We start from the raw sequence: 17,495 nt of genomic DNA, 5'->3' as shown, positions 1-17,495 counted from the left end.
CCCGTCAAGCCGAGCCGACGGGCGCCGACGCGCCTGGCGGCCACAGTCGATGCCAGTCCGTTTCCAGTTGGTAGGCGTGCGCGGCGCGCAATACTTCCACCTCGGCAAACGGCCGGCCCATGAGCTGCAATCCCACCGGCAGCCCGTCCACCGTACCGGCGGGAATCGAAATGGCGGGGATTCCGGCCAGGCTGGCGCCGATGGTATAGACGTCGTTCAAGTACATCTGGATCGGGTCGTCGATCTTCTCGCCGATCCCGAACGCCGGAGCGGGTGCGGTCGGTCCCGCCAGCAGGTCCACCGTTTCGAAGGCCTTGCCGAAATCGGCCGCGACCAGCCGGCGCACGCGCTGCGCCTGCAGGTAATAGGCGTCGAAGTACCCCTTGGACAGCACCCAGCCACCCACCAGTATGCGGCGCCGGACCTCCTCGCCGAAGCCCGCCCGGCGGGTCCTTGTATACAGTTCCTCCAGGCTGTCGGCGCCCGCTTCGCGGAGACCGAATCGCACGCCGTCGAAGCGCGACAGGTTGGACGAGCACTCGGCGGGCGCGACGACGTAATAGACCGGAACCGAGAGCGGCAGCCGCGGCAGCGAAACTTCGGTAACGACCGCCCCCATGCCGCGCAGGGTTTCCATGTTGTCGACGAACACCTGCCGGCAGCGGGCGTCCAGGCCCTCGTCCATGAACTCCTTCACGATACCTACGCGCACGCCCTTGAGCACATTGCCCTTCATACCCTGCAGGGAGCCCGAGTAGTCCTCGCCGTCGCGCTCCGCGCAGGTCGAGTCACGCGGATCGTGGCCGGCCATGCTGTCCAGCAGCAGGGCCGCGTCCTCGGCCGTGCGAGTAATAGAGCCGGCCTGGTCCAGGCTCGAGGCGAACGCGATCATTCCGTAGCGCGAAATCCGCCCGTAGCTCGGCCGGAAGCCGGTCAGCCCGCACATGGCCGCCGGCTGGCGCACCGATCCGCCGGTGTCCGTGCCGGTCGCCGCCGGAACCAGGCCGGCGGCTACGGCGGCGGCCGATCCGCCCGACGATCCGCCCGGCGAGCGGGAAGGGTTCCAGGGATTGCGAACCGGCCCGGCATAGCTCGTCTCGTTGGACGAGCCCATCGCGAATTCGTCCATGTTGGTCTTGCCGATCAGCAACGCCCCGTCCGCCGCCAGCCGTTCCACGACGGTGGCGTCGTAGGGCGGAACGAAGTTGTCCAGGATTCGCGATCCGGCCGTGGTGCGCACGCCCCGGGTACAGAAGATGTCCTTGTGGGCCAGGGGTATCCCCGCCAGGGCGCCGCCGTTCGTCCGGCCGGCATCGGCCCGGCGCGCCCCGTCGAGCGCCGATTCGCCGCACACGGTCAGGAACGCGTTCAGCTCGGGATTCCGTTCCTCTATCCGGTCCAGGCACGCCTGCGTGAGTTCCACGCTGCCGATGTCGCCCGAGTCCAGCGCGCGTCGAAGACCGCTCAGCGAGAAGTCGATCATCGGCTACTCGATGACCCTGGGCACGCGGTACAGGCCGTCCACGACATCCGGCGCGCAGGCCTGTGCGTCCGCGCGCACATCGGTCTCCGTGACTTCGTCGGTTCGCAGGGGGAGCGCGAGATCCAGCGGATGCACCATGGGTTCCACGTCGCCGGTATCGAGCTGCTGCAATACCTGCACGAATCCGATGATCCGGCGCAGCGTGCTGACCAGCTCTTCCTTCTCGCCTTCCTCCAGCGCAAGGCGGGTCAGTTGCGCCACGCGCAGCAGTTCCTCGTCCGAGAAATCGTCGGCCGGCTCAGGGTCCCTGGGTGTCTGGAGGTTGTTCATTTCGCGGCGAATACTATAGGGCTGTTTTGCTCGATCTGCTATGATTTGCGGGATTTCAAGGGAGTGTCCGCTCCCAGGGATGTGCTGGGCCGATGAGCAATTTTGTCCGTGGTTTCATAGAGCGGCTGGCCGTGGATCTGGCCATAGATCTGGGCACCGCCAACACCCTTGTATACGTCTGCGGGAGGGGGATCGTCCTGAACGAGCCCTCCGTCGTTGCGCTTCGGCGCGGGGCCGATGTCGGTTCGGACGGCGTGCTGGCCATCGGCGCGGAAGCGTTCGGAATGCTGGGACGCACGCCGTGCGATCTGCAGATCGTCAAGCCCCTGAAGGATGGCGTGATCGCCAACTACGAAGTCGCCGAGCAGATGCTCAAGCATTTCATCATCAAGGCCCTGGGCCTGGGTTTCTTTCGCCCGGCCGTCCGTCGCCTGGTGATCTGCGTCCCGCACGGGGCCACGCCGGTGGATCGCCGGGCCATTGAGGAATCGGCCCGCGACGCGGGCGCGCGCGAGGTGTTCGTCGTGGACGAGCCCATCGTCGCGGCCATAGGCGCGGGGCTGCCGGTCCACCGGCCCTGCGGCAACATGGTGGTGGACATTGGCGGCGGCACCTCGGAAGTCGCGGTCCTGTCGATGTCGAGCGTGGTCTACGCGCGCTCCGTCAAGGCCGGCGGAACCCGGATGGACGACGCCATCGTGCAGTACGTGCGGCGCAACCACGGTATGTCGATCGGACCCAGCCAGGCCGAAGTGATCAAGCGCGAGGTGGCCAGCGCCTACCCCGGCGAGGAAATCAGCGAAATCAAGTTGCACGGACGCAGTCTTTCCCGCGGCCTGCACTCCCAGTTCACGCTGAACAGCAACGAGGTGCGCGACGCCCTGAACGACACCCTGGAGGAAATCGTGCAGGCGGTGCTGGACGTCCTCTCGCATACCCCGCCGGAGCTGGGCGCCGACATCAGCCAGCGCGGCCTGGTCCTGGCCGGCGGCGGCGCGCTGCTGCCGAAGCTGGATTCGCTCATACGGGAACGCGCGGCGGTACCCGCCTTCGTGGCCGAGGATCCGTTGACCTGCGTGGTGCGCGGTTGCGGACACCTGGTGGAAACCCAGGGAACGGTGCGTTTCGCCAGCGAGATCGCCGGCCCGCGGTGGGACTGAGGGGTCAGATGGGGTAGCGCCGTGACCCGGTGGACCGCAACGCTCAGGGCGGATCGCTTTCGAAGGCGAAAAGGGCCGAGCCGCGCCGGCGAGTGCCTGCTGATCTGCCTGTTGAGTTTCGGCCTGCTGGTCGTCGAAGCGAACTTTCCCGCCGTCCAGAAGGTGCGCGGGGTCGGTGAATTGATGCTTGTGCCGGTGCAGGCGACCGTGCGCCTCGTTTCCGGCGGCTTTCGCGGGGTTCAGGGCTATTTCCGCGATCAATCGTCCCTGATGCGCGAAAACCAGGACCTGCGCACGCAGCTGTTGCGGCAGGACGTGGACTTGCAGCAGATGGCGGCGCTGAAATCCGAGAACGAAGTGTTGCGTTCGCTGCACACGCTGAACGCCCAGCTCGGCTCGGACAATCTGACGGCTGAGACCCTGCCCGGAAATCCGGATCCCTCCCGCCACCGAGTGACCCTGAACAAGGGCAGCCGGCAGGGGGCGTATATCGGACAGCCGGTAGTCGATTCCGGCGGGGTGGTCGGCCAGGTGACCCGCGACTACCTCGTTACTTCGGAGGCGCTGCTGATCAGCGACGCCAATCACGCCCTGCCGGTCATGTTCGAGCGCACCGGACTGCAGGCGATAGCCCTGGGCACCGGCCGCAGGGATCATCGCCTGCTGCTGCCTTTCGTGCCGGCCCATGCCGACGTGAACCAGGGGGATACCGTGGTCAGTTCCGGCAGCGGCGGCCTGTTCCCCGCGGGATTGCGGGTCGGCGTGGTGGAGGATGTCCGCAACTCTTCGGGCGAGGCTTTCCTGGAAGCCTTCGTGACGCCCTCCGCCAACCTCGAAAGTCCGCGCCAGGTGCTTTTGCTGCGTTCGGAGCCGCTGCAGCCGGGCGCGGAACCGGGCCCGGTCAACGGCGACTCACCCGCCGCCGCCGCAGGATCATGACGGAAGGCGCCGTTGCGCGGAACTACGCGCTTGTGGGCGTGGCCTTGCTGATAAGCGTGGTGCCGCTGCCGCAGCTCGTGGGCCTGTGGCAGCCTCCCTGGCTGGCCGTCGCGCTGATCTGGCTGGTCCTGGCCGCTCCCGAGGACGCGCGTCTTGCGCTGGCGGCAGTCGCCGGGCTGCTTCAGGACCTGCTGGTGGGCTCGCCACTGGGTCTGCACGCGCTGGCGGCCACCTTGCTGGTTTTTCTGGCCGCCAATATGCGCCACTGGGTCGTCTCGTCGCCTCCCTGGCTCAGGTTTCTCCTGGCGATGCTGATGATGACGGCGTACCTGAGTGTCGTGGCGCTGATCGGGGGCTGGTTCGATTACGCGGGCTCCTGGGCCGGGCTTGCAAGCAGCCTGATGAGCGGGGGCGTGCTGATCCTGATCGCGTTCCTGTTCCTCAGGGTCTGACCGCGCATGGCGACCCGCCCGCCAAGCCGGCACGTGGAGCAGGGCACGCTCGTCCGGCGGGCCACCTATCTGGTTTTTCTGCTGGGGCTCCTGTCGTGCGTGCTTCTTGCCCGACTGAGTTACCTGCAATTGATCCAGCACGGCTACTACGCCGGACAGGCCCTGGGCAACCAGGTGCAGGGCCGCAAGGTGCCACCGCGGCGCGGCGTCATCCTCGACCGCAACGGGGAAGTAATCGTGGCCAACCGGGCCGGATTCCGCCTGACCCTGGTACCGGAACAGGTCGATGACCTGGCCGGCACGCTCGAGCGCCTGGCGCATTCCGGAATCCTCGATGCGGACACCCAGCCCGAGCTGATTGAATCCTCGCGACGCTCACAGCCCTTCGAGGCCATTCCGATACGGACCCGCCTGAACGACGAGCTGGTCGCCAGGTTTGCGGTTGTGCGGCACCGTTTCGCCGGTGTGGACATCGAGGGATTGCTGCTCAGGGAATACCCCCTGGGTGCGGCCGGCGCTCACGGACTGGGTTACGTGACCGCGGTGAGCGCCGAGGACAAGGCGCGCCTGGAACCGGAAAAGTACGCCGGTATATCCCACCTCGGCAAGACCGGCGTGGAGGGCAGTTACGAGGACTATCTGCGCGGCAGCGCGGGCAGCGAGCGAGTCGTTACCAATGCTTACGGGCGTCCGCTTTCGCGCACGCGCGAACTGGAACCGGAACCGGGGGCCGACCTGCTCCTGGCGCTGGACAGAAACCTTCAGGCGGAGGCGTACGCCGCCATGGAATCGCGAAGGGGCGCGGTAGTCGCAATCGATCCCCGGGACGGCGGCGTGCTGGTCCTGGTCAGCAGCCCGGCTTTTGATCCCAACGATTTCGTTGCCGGCATGGACAGCGCCACCTTTGCCGAACTGAACCGCAACACCGACCGGCCCATGTTCAACCGGGCAGTGCGCGGAACCTATCCTCCGGGCTCGACCATCAAGCCGATGCTGGCGTTCTCCGCCCTGACGGCCGGGCATCGCGAGGCGGACCATAGCGTCAATTGCTGGGGCAGCTTCCGGCTGCCGGGGAGTCGGCGGGTCTTCCGGGACTGGAAGCGGGAAGGCCATGGCCCGATGAATCTGCATGATGCCGTCGCCGAGTCGTGCGACGTCTATTTCTACCGACTGGCGCGCGACATGAATGTTGAAGGCTTGCATGACAGTCTCGTTCAATTCGGCTTCGGCACGCCGACCGGCCTGGACGTGGCCGGCGAGAGTGCAGGAATCGTGCCCTCCAGGGCGTGGAAACGCGCCAATTTCATCGATCCCGCGCAGCAACCCTGGTTCCCGGGCGATACCGTCGTGGCGGGTATTGGCCAAGGCTACCTGACGGTGACGCCCCTGCAACTCGCGCAGGCGGTCGCGCAGGTTGCGATGCGGGGGCGGCGCTACAGGCCGCGGCTGGTCGAGGCCATCCGCGACCCGGCAAGCGGCAACCTGGTGCGGATGCCGCCGGTGCAGACCGGCACGCTGGCTCCGGAAGCGGTGGAACACTGGCGCACGGTCGTCGATTCCATGGTTGCCGTCGTTCACGGACCGCGCGGAACCGCCAGGGCCACCGGCGCGCGGCTCGACTTCCGGATGGCGGGCAAGACCGGGACCTCGCAGGTGCGGGCGATGCCGCAGGACGACGAGGAGATGCCCGAAGAGGTCGAGGAGCGCTTCCGGGACCATTCGCTGTTCGTGGCTTTCGCCCCGGTCCACGATCCCGTCATTGCGATTGCCGTGATCGTGGAGAACGGCGGTTCGGGCTCCGGCCCCGCCGCCGAGGTGGCCAGCCGTCTTCTCGAGACCTACCTGGCGGGCAATGCGCCGCCGGACCTGGTGGCCCGTGCGCAATGAACATGCTGGTGGCTCAGCACGACATGGGGGTGCTGCAGCGCCTGAAACTGGACGGCTGGCTGCTCGTGTGGGTCATGCTGCTTATGGCGGGCGGGCTGGCGGTCCTGTTCAGCGCATCCGGCGGCAGCGGCGATGTCGTGCTCTTCCAGGCTTCGCGCCTGGTGATCGGGCTCGGTCTGATGCTGGTTCTCGCCCAGATCAGCCCTCGATTCATGATCCGCGCGACGCCCTGGGCATACGGTGCGGTAATGGTATTGCTGGCCCTGGTGCTGGTTATCGGTGAAGAAGGCGGCGGCGCCCGCCGCTGGCTTGATCTCGGGGTCCGCTTTCAGCCGTCCGAGTTCGCCAAGCTGGCGGTTCCGCTGATGGTGGCCTGCCTTTTCCATGGCTCGCGGGAACGGCCCGGATTCATGAAGACCCTCGCGGTCCTGCTGCTGATCGTGGCGCCGGCTCTGCTGGTCAGCCGCCAGCCCGATCTGGGAACCACCGTCGTGATCGGCTGTTTCGGTTTCATCGCGCTGCTTCTGGCCGGCCTGAACCGCAAGTTCATTTACGGCGGGGCGGCGATGGGCGTTCTGGCGATTCCGGCGCTGTGGGTGAGTCTGCATGACTATCAGCGCCAGAGAATCCTGAGCGTGCTGAATCCGGAGTCCGACCCGCTGGGCGCCGGCTACCACATCATTCAGTCGAAGATCGCCATCGGTTCCGGCGGCGCTTTCGGCAAGGGCTTCATGCAGAGCAGCCAGGCGCAGTTCGGATTTCTCCCCGAACCGACGACGGACTTCATATTCGCGGTAATCAGCGAGGAATTCGGCTTTGTGGGCGTTGTCGTGGCGATGCTGCTGTTCATTGCCATTACGGTGCGCATGCTGCAGATCGCATTCGCCGCCCAGTGGCGCTATTCCCGCATCGTGGCCGCCAGCCTGGCGCTGGGGTTCTTCTTCAGTTTTGCCCTGAACGCGGCCATGACGACCGGGCTGTTGCCGGTGGTAGGATTGCCGCTGCCGCTGGTGAGCGTTGCCGGAAGCGCCAATGTGACTTTCCTGGCCGGCTTCGGTATCCTCATGGCCATTCGTTCCGATCGACGTTATCTCGCCCGTTAGTCAGTCCGTGTTTCGCAGATATTTTCTTCTGGCCGTCCTGTGCGCGCCGCTCGCGGCGGGCGCCATCGACGTCGACGCTCCCGAGGTCCGTGCGTTCATCGACGAACTGGTGCGCGACGAGGGCCTGGACCGGGAGGACGCCAGCGAGCTGCTCGCGTCGGCGCAGTTCCGCCCCGAAGTGATCGAAGCCATGAGCCGCGCCCCGGAGCGCACGGTCGAGTGGCGCGATTACCGGGCGATATTCATGGATTCGGGAAGGATCTCCTCGGGCAAGGCCTTCGGACGCCTGCACGCCGGGACGCTGGCGAAGGTGGAAAGCGATACCGGAGTTCCGGCTTCGGTGGTGCTGGGCATTCTCGGTGTCGAGACCCGTTATGGGCGGATCACCGGGAGGCACCTGGTGCTGGACTCGCTGGCCACGCTGGCGTTTCGTCATCCGCGGCGCGGCGATTTTTTCCGCCGCGAACTGAAGGACTTCCTGGTGCTGCACAACGAGGACGCGCTCGACGCGGCGGAAGTCCTGGGGTCCTATGCCGGGGCCATGGGCCGCGCGCAGTTCATACCGTCCAGCTACCGCCGCTATGCCGTCGACGGCGACGGCGACGGACGGCGCGACCTTTTTTCCAATTGGCGCGACGTGCTCAGCAGCGTGGCCGGCTACCTGAGCGATCACGGCTGGCGCCGCGGTGGCGCGGTAGCGATGCACGCAACGCTGGCCGGGAACAGCCGTGCCGTGCCCCAGGAACGGGGCCTGTCCCCGCCCACGACCCTCGGAGCACTGCGCTCGGACGGCGTTCTGTTCGATGGCGATCTGCCGGACGAGACCCCTGCCGGGCTGTTGATGATGCAGGGCGCGGACGGTCCCGAGTACTGGGTGGCGCTTCCCAATTTCTACGTGATCACGCGCTACAACCGCAGCTATATGTACGCCCTCGTCGTGCATCAACTCGGACAGTCAATAATCTCCGCGGACACAGGATGAAACCCGTCCGGGTGCTGCTCCTTGCGGGCTGCATGACTCTTGCAGCGGGCTGTTCGGCAATCGTGGGCATGGTCGGCGGACCCTGGGGCGGTTCGTCCGGCGGCCGTCCCGGACAGGACTGCTACAACCAGTTCGGCAAGACCTATTGCCCGTTGATCTCGGCCGAAGGATTCGTGGAAACCGGAATCGCGTCCTGGTACGGCGAGGACTTTCACGGCAGGCCCACCGCGCTTGGCGAGCCCTACAACATGTACGCGATGACCGCTGCGCACAAGACGCTGCCCCTTCCGACGCGCGTTCGGGTAACCAATCTCGAGAACGGCCGCAGCGCCGAGTTGCGGGTGAACGACCGCGGGCCGTTCGTTGACGATCGGGTGATCGACCTGTCGTACAGCGCCGCGAGGGAACTGGGCGTATATCGGCGCGGGACGGCCAGGGTCCGGGTCGAGGCGCTGGAGGCGGGCGGTTCGCCGGAACCGTCGCCCGCGGCGGGCGGCTACGCCTATCTGCAAACCGGCGCTTTCGCCTATCGGGAGAACGCCTCCAGGCTCTATAACCGGATTCGCCAGGCCGGTATATCCGGCGTATATCTGCGCCGCAAGGGGAATGGCGTGTATGCCGTGTGGGTGGGTCCGCTCGACGATGGAAGGCACGCGGCCCGGCTCAGGCGCCAATTGGCCAACATCGGCATTTCCGGAGCCGTCCGTGTGCAGGGTGTCGCTCCGCCCGGCTGAACCGGGCACAACAGACGAGAAGAATTCAATGAGAAGGACCAGCGTATTCGCCATTCTGCTCACGGCCGCCCTGGCGGCGGGTTCGGCCGCCGCCCAGTCGCCGCGGCCGGTCGCCGGGCTGCCGAGCCCGCCTGCCCTGAGCGTTTCGTCGTTCGTTCTGATGGAGCAGGAAACCGGAACGATTCTGGCCTCGCTGGAGCCGGAGCTGAGGGTCGAGCCCGCCAGCATCACCAAGATCATGAGCGCCTACGCCGTGTTCGAGGCGCTGGCCGCGGGCGAAACCTCGCTGGACGAAGAGGCGGTCATCAGCGAAAAGGCCTGGCGCATGCAGGGTTCGAGGACTTTCCTGGACCTCAACAGCCGGGTCAGCGTGGAGAACCTGCTGCTTGGGATGATCGTCCAGTCCGGCAACGACGCCAGCGTCGCCCTGGCCGAGCACCTGGCCGGCGCCGAGGAGGACTTCGCGGTACTGATGAACTCGATCGCGCAGCGTCTGGGGATGTCCGGCACGAACTTCGAGAACTCCACGGGCTGGCCCGGCGAAAACCATTACACGACCGCGCTGGATACGGCGATTCTCACCCGGGCCATGGTCCGGGACTACCCGACCCTGTACGGCATGCATGCGCTGCGCGAGTTCACCTGGAACGACATACGGCAACCGAACCGCAATACGCTGCTGAACCGTGACGCGACGGTGGACGGCGTCAAGACCGGGCACACCGAGTCGGCCGGATACTGCCTGGTGGCTTCGGCGGTGCGCGACGGCATGCGCCTGATCGCCGTCGTCATGGGTGCGGCCAGCGAGTCGCAACGGTCACAGGACGCGTTGCGGCTGCTGAGCTACGGATTCCGCTACTTCGAGACCCGCACGCTGCTGGAAGCAGGCGCCGATTTCGGATCTGCGCGCGTATGGAAGGGCGAGGACACTGTGGTCGGCCTGACGGTGGAGGACGACGTGATCATGACCCTGCCCAAGCGCGCAAGTGACGGGATGGAGACCAGGGTGACGGTGAACGAGCCCCTGATTGCGCCGCTCGAGGCCGGTCAGCCGGTCGGTCGGGTGGCCCTGATCCGGGACGGCGAGACGCTCGCGGAACTGCCGCTGGTGCCCGAACGCGCCGTGCCGTCCGGAGGCTTGTGGCAGCGCACCCGGGACGCCGTCCTGCTGTGGTTCGAGTAAGCGACGCCGGTTCCCTAGTGTCGTGCCTCACAAATACCTTGGCACCAGCGCGTCCCCCATGGCGTGTGGCAAGGCGCGTCCCGCCGGGAATGGTGCCTTCCATTGCCCAGGGGCGCAACGCGGCCACGGGCCATGGGGGACGTGCCCTTCGGGAGCGAGCGGGGCGCGCCACTGCGGCGTTGCAGCCCTGGGCAATACGTGCAGTATTCCCTGCGGTCTGCGCCTTGCATTGGCCCGCCCCGCTCGCTCTGGTGCCAAGGCATTTGTGAGGCACGACACTAGAATCAGGTGGCTGGGGCGCCTGCCCTGGAGGGAAGCCTTCGAGCGCATGCAGCGGTTTACCGCCGAACGCGGCGATCGCACGAACGACGAGATCTGGTTGTGCGAGCATCCACCGGTCTTCACCCTGGGCGTCAAGACCGAACCTTCCCATGTCCTCGACCCCGGCGATATTCCCGTGGAACAGTCCGATCGCGGCGGTCAGGTCACCTACCACGGCCCCGGGCAATTGATGGTCTACCCGCTGGTGTCCCTGCGCCGCGCCGGGCTTGGGCCCCGGACCCTGGTCTGCGCCCTGGAGGCCTCGGTGATGGATTGCGCCGCGGGATACGGAATCGAGGCATCGCGCCGGTCCGGAGCGCCCGGCGTCTACGTGGCCGGCGCCAAGCTGGCCGCCATCGGCCTGCGCATACGGCGCGGGTGTTCGTATCACGGCATGGCGCTGAATGTCTGCGCCGACCTGGGTCCGTTCTCCCGGATCAATCCCTGCGGCTTCGAGGGTCTGGGCGCGGTCAATTTCGCGAGCCTCGGCGGCCCGGACAACCTCGCCGACGCGGCCGCCGAACTGCAGCCTTGCCTGCTCTCCCGCCTTTACGCTTCGGACGGTCGGCGCCGGATCGCTTCCAGCCGCTCGACCGTGCCGGCGTCCGCCCAGTAGCCTTCGTACAGCGCGCCCGCAACGCGCCCTTCATTGGCGGCCGTGCGCAGCAGCGGGGCGAGGCCGAATACTTCCTCCGCGGAATCCCGGAACAGTTCGGGGGCCAGAATGCTTACGCCGCCGAAGGTATAGCGTGGTCCGTCCTTGCCGACCCGCTCCTCCCGCAGGTGGAAATCGCCTGCCGGATTGTGCTCCGGGTTGGGCACCAGCATCAGCCAGGCCAGATCGCCCGCCCGGGGATTGCCCGCCGGGAACGGAAAAGACGTGCGGACGTCGGCGTTGACCACCCAGAAGGGTTCCTCTCCCAGCAAGGGCAAGGCCCGTCTTATGCCGCCTCCGGTGTCCAGCGCCGACTCGCCTTCCTCGCTGTAGCGAATTCTCAAGCCATACCGGGACCCGTCGCTGAGTCTGGCGCGGATCATCCCTCCGAGCCAGGAGAGATTGACCACTGCCTCCCGTACTCCTGCGGCGGCCAGGGCCGCCAGCAGATGTTCGATCAGCGGCTTCCCTTCAACCTCCATCAGCGCCTTGGGCAGGCGGTCGCTCAACGGCCGCAGGCGCCGGCCGCGGCCGGCCGCCAAAATCATCGCCCTCGTGGGCCGAAGCTCGTTGCGCGCGCTCGTCATGGTGTCCCGGGTGGCGATTTTCGCACGCGGCGCCGGGCACACACCGAGCGGGCTTTTGGGTAAAGTGAGGATCAGCCCATGAAAGCAATTCCGCATTCCCGCGCCGCCGCGCCGCTGCCTGCCTGACCGTCGGAGTCCCCCCGCGTGCCGGTTTCATTGCTCGCCCCATTGGCCGCGGCCTGCATTGCGCCGGCCCAGGCCGGCATCTGGGAGGAGAGCCCGGGCGCCGACCTGGCCTGCGAGATCGCCGCGCAGCGGTCGGACACCACGATCGGCCTTACCGCGCAGAACGGCATACGCTGGAACGTCGGCGATCGTGTGGATTTCCTGGGCAATGTGTCCTTCTGCCTCGGCAACAACAGGCTGGACGTGCAGAACGCCAGCCTGTTGCAGGACAGCAACCGGGTGGAATTCGGCGGCGAAGTGGTGTATTCGGGGGACTCGGTCCGCGTGCGGGCCACGGACGCCACGCTCGACCTGAATCAGGACTGGCTCCGGTTCGGCTCCGCCGAGTACGCGCTGCGGGACAGCCTGGCGCGGGGCAGCGCCGAGGAAATCGTTCTGGATGCGCAGCAGGACCGGGTGCGCATGGAGGAAGTCAGCTACACGAGTTGTCTGCCCGGCCGCAATCATTGGGAACTGCGCGCCGGTTCGATAGAGGTGGAGCAGGAGAGTGGCTTCGGCCGGGCGCGGAGGATCCGCCTGGAACTGTTGGACGTGCCGATCCTGTACCTGCCGTCGCTGTCCTTTTCGGCCCGGGGCGCCCGCAAGTCGGGTTTCCTGGTGCCCGAGATCGGAAGCTCCAGCCGCCGGGGGCTGGAACTGGACGCGCCCTGGTACTGGAACATCGCGCCCAACATGGACGCCACGTTCACGCCTCGCTACCTGTCGCGCCTGGGCTTTTTTGCCGGCGCCGAGTACCGCTACATCACGCGAAATTCGTCGGGCCGGATCGAACTCGGCTACCTGCCCCAGGACAAGCTGCGAAACCGCTCGCGCTACGACGTCAACCTGGAGATGCAGACGACCCTGTCGGACAGGTGGAGCCTGCTCGCCGATGGCCGCTGGGTGTCCGACGATCTTTATATCGAGGACATCGGGCGGGGTTTCTGGGAACAGGCCCAGACACACCTGCGCCGGGAACTGGCGGCCAACTACAGCGGCGAGCGCATGGATGTCGTGTTCCGGGTGACCGGACACCAGGTCGTGCATCCGGACGTGGAGCGGCTGTTTCGCCCACATGTGCGGCTGCCCGAGATTCGATTGCATGGCTGGTGGCCGGAACTGCTGCCCCGGGTGGACGGGCGCCTGTGGATGGAAACGGGCTGGTTCGAGCATTCGCAAAGGACCTCGGGCGGCCGGGTCCATTTCGAACCGGAGTTGTCGGCCCGCTACCGCGCGGGTCCGGTCGAGGTGAATCCGTCCCTGTCGCTGATGGTGACCGGCTACCACGTGAAAGAGCCGTTTCGGAATGATGCCGACAACTACTACCGGGTGCTGCCGATCGCGACCGTGGACGCCCGCACCGGCCTCTGGCGGCGTTTCGGGTCGCAGGCGCTGGACGTGACGCTGCGCCCGCGGGCCATGCTCAGCATCATTCCCACGGTGAACCAGGACTATCTCCCGGTCTTCGACACGATCATTCCGGACTTCAACTACGTGCAGCTATTCCGCCCCAACCGCTACCTGGGGTTCGACCGGGTCGGCGACTCGGTGCACCTGAGCGCGGGGGTCCAGGGCGTTCTGCAGCGCGGCTCCGACGGCAAGGAGTTGTTGCGCTTTACCCTGGGGCAGCGCTACAACTTCCGCGGACGCAAGGTCAGTCTCGAGGGGCTGAGTTCCCACGAGGACGCGGCCTCGGATTACATCGCCGAGTTCGCCTACGGCCTCGGCAAGGACTGGCAGGTGGACATGCGCTACCTGTGGGACGCTGAAATCGACAATGCCAGCCGGTCCGAAATCGCCGTGCTCTACAGAAAGGACCCGCGCCGGACCGTGCGCCTGGCCTACCGCAGCCGCTGGGCCCGGACGGAAAACGTGGACCTGGCGTTCCGATGGGCCGTCAATGACCGGTGGACCGCGGTGGGCCGCTACAACTACTCGTTCGCCGAAGACGTGGAGCTGGAGCGCTACCTCGGATTCGAATACGAGTCCTGCTGCATCAACGTCGCATTGCTGTGGCGCAGGCATGTCGAGCGCGACGCCACGCTGGGCGGTGCGTCGGTCTATCTGCAGGTCACGCTGAAGGGCCTGACGAGCCTTGGAGGCGACGCTCGGGCGATGATCGAGCGTGGTATGCTCGGCTACCCCAGCCGCTAGTAGCAGCCCCCTAAGTACAGCCGTGATCCACGCGCCGCCTGCCAACGCAGTTTCGTCCCCCCGGTCCTTCCGGGAGACGCATGAATCCATCCATGGAGCTTTGTTCCGCCATCCCTGGCTCACAAACTCCCGTAAGGACCGGGGGGACGAAACTGCTCACGTACGCGTGCGGTGCTGTGCGATGGTGCTGGTGTGCCTGGCGGTGGTTGCGGGGCCGGTGGGGGCGCAGCTCAGCGATGATGGCGAGTTTCTGGAAGGCATCGTCGCCGTGGTCAATGACGGCGTTGTCCTGACCAGTGAACTGGACCAGGAACTGGCCGGCGTGCGCGCGAACATTCGCGCCCAGGGTCTCAGGTCTCCGCCTTCGGCGGTGCTCGAATCGCAGGTGCTGGAGCGGCTGGTCCTGCGGGAAATACAACTGCAGCGCGCCCAACGCCTGGGCATCGAGATTTCCGACGAGCAGGTCAACCGGGCGCTCGGCTTCGTGGCCCAGCAAAACGGGGTCGAGCTGAGCGATCTTCCCGACGCGCTGGCCGATCAGGGCATCGAGTACGCCCGCTACCGCGAGGAACTCAGGGCGCAAATCGAACTGGACACGCTCAGGCAGCGCGACGTCGTTGCGCGGGTGTACCTCAACCCCAGGGAAGTGGACGATTTCCTGCGCGGCGCCGAAGCCGGAGAGGAGGCGAACCGGGAATACATGGTGTCGCACATTCTGATCGGCACGCCGCTAAACGCCACCGCGGGTCAGCGCGACGCGGCCCGCGAGCGAGCGGAGAGGTTGCGTGAACGCGTGCTTGAAGGGGAGAACTTCGCCGAACTGGCAATCGCCTATTCGGAGGCGCAGAATGCGCTGCAGGGCGGCAGCCTGGGCTGGCGCAAACGCAATGCGCTGCCCACGGCATTCGTCGCGCATGTTCTTCAGCTCGAACCCGGCGGCGTGGCCGAACTGATCACCACGGGCAGCGGGGTGCACGTGGTGCGCCTGGACGAAACGCGCGGCGGGGACCCCATCATTCAGGAGCAGTGGGAACTCAGGCACATACTGCTTCAGCCGAACGAGATACGCGACGACGACGCGACCCGCGGCGAGATCGCCGAGATTCGCGAGCAGATCCTGGCCGGTGAGAGCTTCGGCGCCCTGGCCCGCGCTTACTCGGCCGACCCCGGTTCCGCCGGCGAGGGCGGCATGCTCGGATGGGTATCCCCCGAGGACCTCGATCCCGCATTCGCCGCCGGTGTAGCGGAACTTGAGGGCGACGAGATCAGCGAACCCATACGCAGCTCCTTCGGATGGCATATCGCGCAACGTTCCGGGAACCGCATGCAGGACGTGAGCGAGGACGTGCGCCGGCAGCGCGCCGCCCTGGCCTTGCGGGAACGCAAGGTGCAGGAGGAAACCCAGCTTTGGCTGCAAAGGCTGCGGGCCGAGGCGTTCGTGGAATACAAGAAGTAGCAAGGGCCTGCAAACACAATGCGCTGCCCTAAACTGGCGGTCAGCGTGGGCGAACCGGCCGGAATCGGGCCGGACATCGTAATCAAGGCGGCCCGTGAACTGAGCCGGTTCAATACCGTGCTGCTCGCCGACCCGCGGGTGCTGCGCGAACGCGCGGAAATGCTGGACCGCGACTTCCCGGCGGGTTCGTACGACCCCGGCGACCGGGCGCGCGGCCTGAGCGTCGCGCACATGCCGTTCGCTCATCCATGCCGGGCGGGCCGGGCGGATGCCCGCAACGCGCCCGCGGTGCTGGCGGCCCTGGAGCGGGGAGCGAAGGGGTGCCTGAGCGGCGAGTTCGATGCGCTGGTGACCGGACCGGTCAACAAGGCGCTGATGCGCAAGGCCGGACTCGATTTCATGGGACATACGGAATACCTGGCGCGGCTCAGCGGCGCGCCCATGCCGGTCATGCTGCTGGCGGGCGAGACGGGGTCCGGTCGCACGCCGCTGAGGGTGGCCCTGGCCACGACCCATATTCCGTTGAGCGCGGTGCCCGGGGCCGTCACCCGCGAGCGTCTGGCGGCCGTCCTCGAAGTGCTGGTGCAGGGACTGAAGCGCGATTTCGGAATAGAGAAACCGCGGGTGGCGGTTCTCGGTCTCAATCCGCATGCCGGGGAGGGTGGCGAACTAGGCGCCGAGGACCGCGATGTCGTGGCGCGGGCGATCGCGGAATTCGGCGATCCCGGCGTGACCGGTCCCTGGCCGGCCGACACGGCCTTCACGCGGGGCAATCTCGCCGGACAGGACGCTGTGCTGGCGATGTATCACGATCAGGGCTTGCCGGTGGTCAAGCACGCCGGCTTCGGCGCGACGGTGAACGTGACGCTGGGACTGCCGTTCGTGCGCACGTCCGTGGACCATGGCACGGCGTTCGATCTCGCCGGCACCGGGAAGGCCGACGAAGGCAGCCTGGTCCAGGCCGTGGAGGCGGCGGCGCGCATGGTGCGGCGCAGGTCGGGTCTTCCGCAAAAATGAAGAAACGTCCCCGGCTGGGGCAGCACTTCCTTACCGACGCCTCGGTCATTCAGCAGATCATCTCGACGGCGGCGCCCGGGGCCGGCGAACACTTCGTGGAGATCGGTCCGGGGCGCGGCGCGCTGACCGGTCCCCTGCTCTCGAAGGGGGCGATCGTACACGCGGTCGAGATCGATTCGGCGCTGGCGCAGGGGCTGCGCGAGCGTTTTCCCCACGAGCCGCTGAACGTGCACCTGGCGGACGCGCTCGAGTTCGATTACGCGGCGCTTGAGGGCATCGGGGTTCCCGATGCGCGCCTGCGCCTGATAGGCAATCTGCCCTATTACCTGAGCACGCCCCTGCTGTTCCGCCTGCTTGAGAGCGCGGCCGGGTTCCGCGACATGACCGTCATGCTGCAGCGCGAGGTGGCCGAGCGGCTGTGTGCGTCTCCGGGCAGCCGCCGCTACGGCCGCCTGTCGGTCACGGCGGCGGCCCGCTGCCGCGCCGAGCCGTGCTTTTCCGTTGCGCCGGGCGCGTTCGAGCCCCCTCCGAAGGTGCATTCGATGGTGGTCAGGCTGACGCCCGATTCACGCTACCGCATCCACCGCCCCGACACCTTCGATCGCGTCGTGCGCCAGGCCTTCTCGCAGCGCCGCAAAACCGTCGCCAACGCCCTGCGCGGCCTCGCGAACAAAGAGCAGATCGCCGCGGCCGGCATCGACCCCACCCTGCGCCCCGAGCAAATCGACGTCCAGTCCTACCTCCACCTCTCGGAACACCTTCCCTGATCGGCGACGTAAGCCCGTTTTGTGCCCCCTTCCTCCGGGGGCGTCGGCGGCAGGAGCCGCCGCCGAGCCCCATGGATGGGTTCATGCGTCCCCCGGAGGAAGGGGGCACAAAACGGGCGA

General features: G+C 67.0%; 16 protein-coding genes. 13 read left to right on the top strand and 3 right to left on the bottom strand.

Annotated elements, in window-relative coordinates:
• Positions 1 to 4: 4 nt before the first annotated feature.
• Together gatA and gatC are read right to left on the bottom strand one after the other, a co-directional pair.
• Positions 5 to 1,483 (bottom strand): Asp-tRNA(Asn)/Glu-tRNA(Gln) amidotransferase subunit GatA, encoded by a 1,479-nt coding sequence (gene gatA / locus F4036_07925; protein ID MYK37663.1) that lies wholly within the window; start codon positions 1,481 to 1,483, stop codon positions 5 to 7.
• Between the two features lie 3 nt (positions 1,484 to 1,486).
• The gene (gene gatC, locus F4036_07920) at positions 1,487 to 1,813 is read right to left on the bottom strand and encodes an Asp-tRNA(Asn)/Glu-tRNA(Gln) amidotransferase subunit GatC (GenBank protein ID MYK37662.1); all 327 of its coding nucleotides are present in this window, start codon (positions 1,811 to 1,813) and stop codon (positions 1,487 to 1,489) included.
• A 92-nt stretch (positions 1,814 to 1,905) separates the two neighbouring features.
• Here gatC and F4036_07915 point away from each other — a divergent pair, with 92 nt between their 5' ends.
• The 9 genes from F4036_07915 to lipB are packed head-to-tail and all read left to right on the top strand — an operon-like array spanning position 1,906 to position 11,190.
• Positions 1,906 to 2,973 carry a rod shape-determining protein gene (locus F4036_07915; protein ID MYK37661.1) on the top strand — a complete coding sequence of 356 codons (1,068 nt, stop codon included), beginning with the start codon at positions 1,906 to 1,908 and terminating at the stop codon, positions 2,971 to 2,973.
• 21 nt (positions 2,974 to 2,994) lie between these two features.
• Entirely contained in the window at positions 2,995 to 3,912 is a 918-nt protein-coding gene (gene mreC / locus F4036_07910) for a rod shape-determining protein MreC (protein MYK37660.1), read from the top strand.
• Positions 3,909 to 4,364 carry a rod shape-determining protein MreD gene (gene mreD / locus F4036_07905; protein MYK37659.1) on the top strand — a complete coding sequence of 152 codons (456 nt, stop codon included), beginning with the start codon at positions 3,909 to 3,911 and terminating at the stop codon, positions 4,362 to 4,364. The genes mreC and mreD overlap by 4 nt, the downstream gene beginning before the upstream one ends.
• A 6-nt stretch (positions 4,365 to 4,370) precedes the next feature.
• Positions 4,371 to 6,251: a penicillin-binding protein 2 gene (mrdA, locus tag F4036_07900; protein ID MYK37658.1), complete on the top strand. Its 1,881-nt coding sequence runs from the start codon at positions 4,371 to 4,373 to the stop codon at positions 6,249 to 6,251.
• A gap of 23 nt (positions 6,252 to 6,274) precedes the next feature.
• Positions 6,275 to 7,354, top strand: a complete 1,080-nt coding sequence (gene rodA, locus F4036_07895) for a rod shape-determining protein RodA (protein ID MYK37657.1) — start codon at positions 6,275 to 6,277, stop codon at positions 7,352 to 7,354.
• The gene (mltB, locus tag F4036_07890) at positions 7,341 to 8,336 is read left to right on the top strand and encodes a lytic murein transglycosylase B (GenBank protein MYK37656.1); all 996 of its coding nucleotides are present in this window, start codon (positions 7,341 to 7,343) and stop codon (positions 8,334 to 8,336) included. Before rodA ends, mltB begins: the two co-directional genes overlap by 14 nt.
• A complete protein-coding gene (locus F4036_07885; GenBank protein MYK37655.1) occupies positions 8,333 to 9,070 on the top strand; it encodes a septal ring lytic transglycosylase RlpA family protein in 738 nt (245 codons plus the stop codon). Before mltB ends, F4036_07885 begins: the two co-directional genes overlap by 4 nt.
• 28 nt (positions 9,071 to 9,098) lie before the next feature.
• Entirely contained in the window at positions 9,099 to 10,253 is a 1,155-nt protein-coding gene (locus F4036_07880; GenBank protein ID MYK37654.1) for a D-alanyl-D-alanine carboxypeptidase, read from the top strand.
• Between the two features lie 58 nt (positions 10,254 to 10,311).
• A complete protein-coding gene (gene lipB, locus F4036_07875) occupies positions 10,312 to 11,190 on the top strand; it encodes a lipoyl(octanoyl) transferase LipB (GenBank protein MYK37653.1) in 879 nt (292 codons plus the stop codon).
• Here the strand turns inward: lipB and F4036_07870 are convergent.
• Positions 11,124 to 11,777 (bottom strand): nucleotidyltransferase family protein, encoded by a 654-nt coding sequence (locus tag F4036_07870; GenBank protein MYK37652.1) that lies wholly within the window; start codon positions 11,775 to 11,777, stop codon positions 11,124 to 11,126. The genes lipB and F4036_07870 overlap by 67 nt on opposite strands.
• Positions 11,778 to 11,960: 183 nt before the next feature.
• Between F4036_07870 and F4036_07865 the strand changes: the two genes are divergently transcribed.
• The 4 genes from F4036_07865 (at position 11,961) to rsmA (ending at position 17,375) form a co-directional block, all read left to right on the top strand.
• Positions 11,961 to 14,135: an LPS-assembly protein LptD gene (locus F4036_07865; GenBank protein ID MYK37651.1), complete on the top strand. Its 2,175-nt coding sequence runs from the start codon at positions 11,961 to 11,963 to the stop codon at positions 14,133 to 14,135.
• Positions 14,136 to 14,301: 166 nt separating this feature from the next.
• Positions 14,302 to 15,591 (top strand): molecular chaperone SurA, encoded by a 1,290-nt coding sequence (locus F4036_07860; GenBank protein ID MYK37650.1) that lies wholly within the window; start codon positions 14,302 to 14,304, stop codon positions 15,589 to 15,591.
• 18 nt (positions 15,592 to 15,609) lie between these two features.
• Entirely contained in the window at positions 15,610 to 16,608 is a 999-nt protein-coding gene (gene pdxA, locus F4036_07855) for a 4-hydroxythreonine-4-phosphate dehydrogenase PdxA (GenBank protein ID MYK37649.1), read from the top strand.
• Positions 16,605 to 17,375, top strand: a complete 771-nt coding sequence (rsmA, locus tag F4036_07850) for a 16S rRNA (adenine(1518)-N(6)/adenine(1519)-N(6))-dimethyltransferase RsmA (protein ID MYK37648.1) — start codon at positions 16,605 to 16,607, stop codon at positions 17,373 to 17,375. Before pdxA ends, rsmA begins: the two co-directional genes overlap by 4 nt.
• Positions 17,376 to 17,495 lie beyond the last annotated feature (120 nt).

It is taken from the genome of Gammaproteobacteria bacterium, from assembly GCA_009845905.1.
Lineage (GTDB): Bacteria > Pseudomonadota > Gammaproteobacteria > Steroidobacterales > Foliamicaceae > Foliamicus.
The sequence above is the reverse complement of the archived record's forward strand: the minus strand, read 5'-3'. Positions and strand labels throughout refer to the sequence as shown.

Excerpts from the sequence above, each read along its gene's own strand:
- gatA (MYK37663.1), bottom strand. The coding sequence starts at position 1,483 with ATGATCGACTTCTCGCTGAGCGGTCTTCGACGCGCGCTGGACTCGGGC.
- rodA (MYK37657.1), top strand. The coding sequence starts at position 6,275 with ATGGGGGTGCTGCAGCGCCTGAAACTGGACGGCTGGCTGCTCGTGTGG.
- pdxA (MYK37649.1), top strand. The coding sequence starts at position 15,610 with ATGCGCTGCCCTAAACTGGCGGTCAGCGTGGGCGAACCGGCCGGAATC.
- gatC (MYK37662.1), bottom strand. The coding sequence starts at position 1,813 with ATGAACAACCTCCAGACACCCAGGGACCCTGAGCCGGCCGACGATTTC.
- mreD (MYK37659.1), top strand. The coding sequence starts at position 3,909 with ATGACGGAAGGCGCCGTTGCGCGGAACTACGCGCTTGTGGGCGTGGCC.
- mrdA (MYK37658.1), top strand. The coding sequence starts at position 4,371 with ATGGCGACCCGCCCGCCAAGCCGGCACGTGGAGCAGGGCACGCTCGTC.
- F4036_07880 (MYK37654.1), top strand. The coding sequence starts at position 9,099 with ATGAGAAGGACCAGCGTATTCGCCATTCTGCTCACGGCCGCCCTGGCG.
- F4036_07870 (MYK37652.1), bottom strand. The coding sequence starts at position 11,777 with ATGATTTTGGCGGCCGGCCGCGGCCGGCGCCTGCGGCCGTTGAGCGAC.
- lipB (MYK37653.1), top strand. The coding sequence starts at position 10,312 with ATGGCGTGTGGCAAGGCGCGTCCCGCCGGGAATGGTGCCTTCCATTGC.
- F4036_07885 (MYK37655.1), top strand. The coding sequence starts at position 8,333 with ATGAAACCCGTCCGGGTGCTGCTCCTTGCGGGCTGCATGACTCTTGCA.
- F4036_07915 (MYK37661.1), top strand. The coding sequence starts at position 1,906 with ATGAGCAATTTTGTCCGTGGTTTCATAGAGCGGCTGGCCGTGGATCTG.
- rsmA (MYK37648.1), top strand. The coding sequence starts at position 16,605 with ATGAAGAAACGTCCCCGGCTGGGGCAGCACTTCCTTACCGACGCCTCG.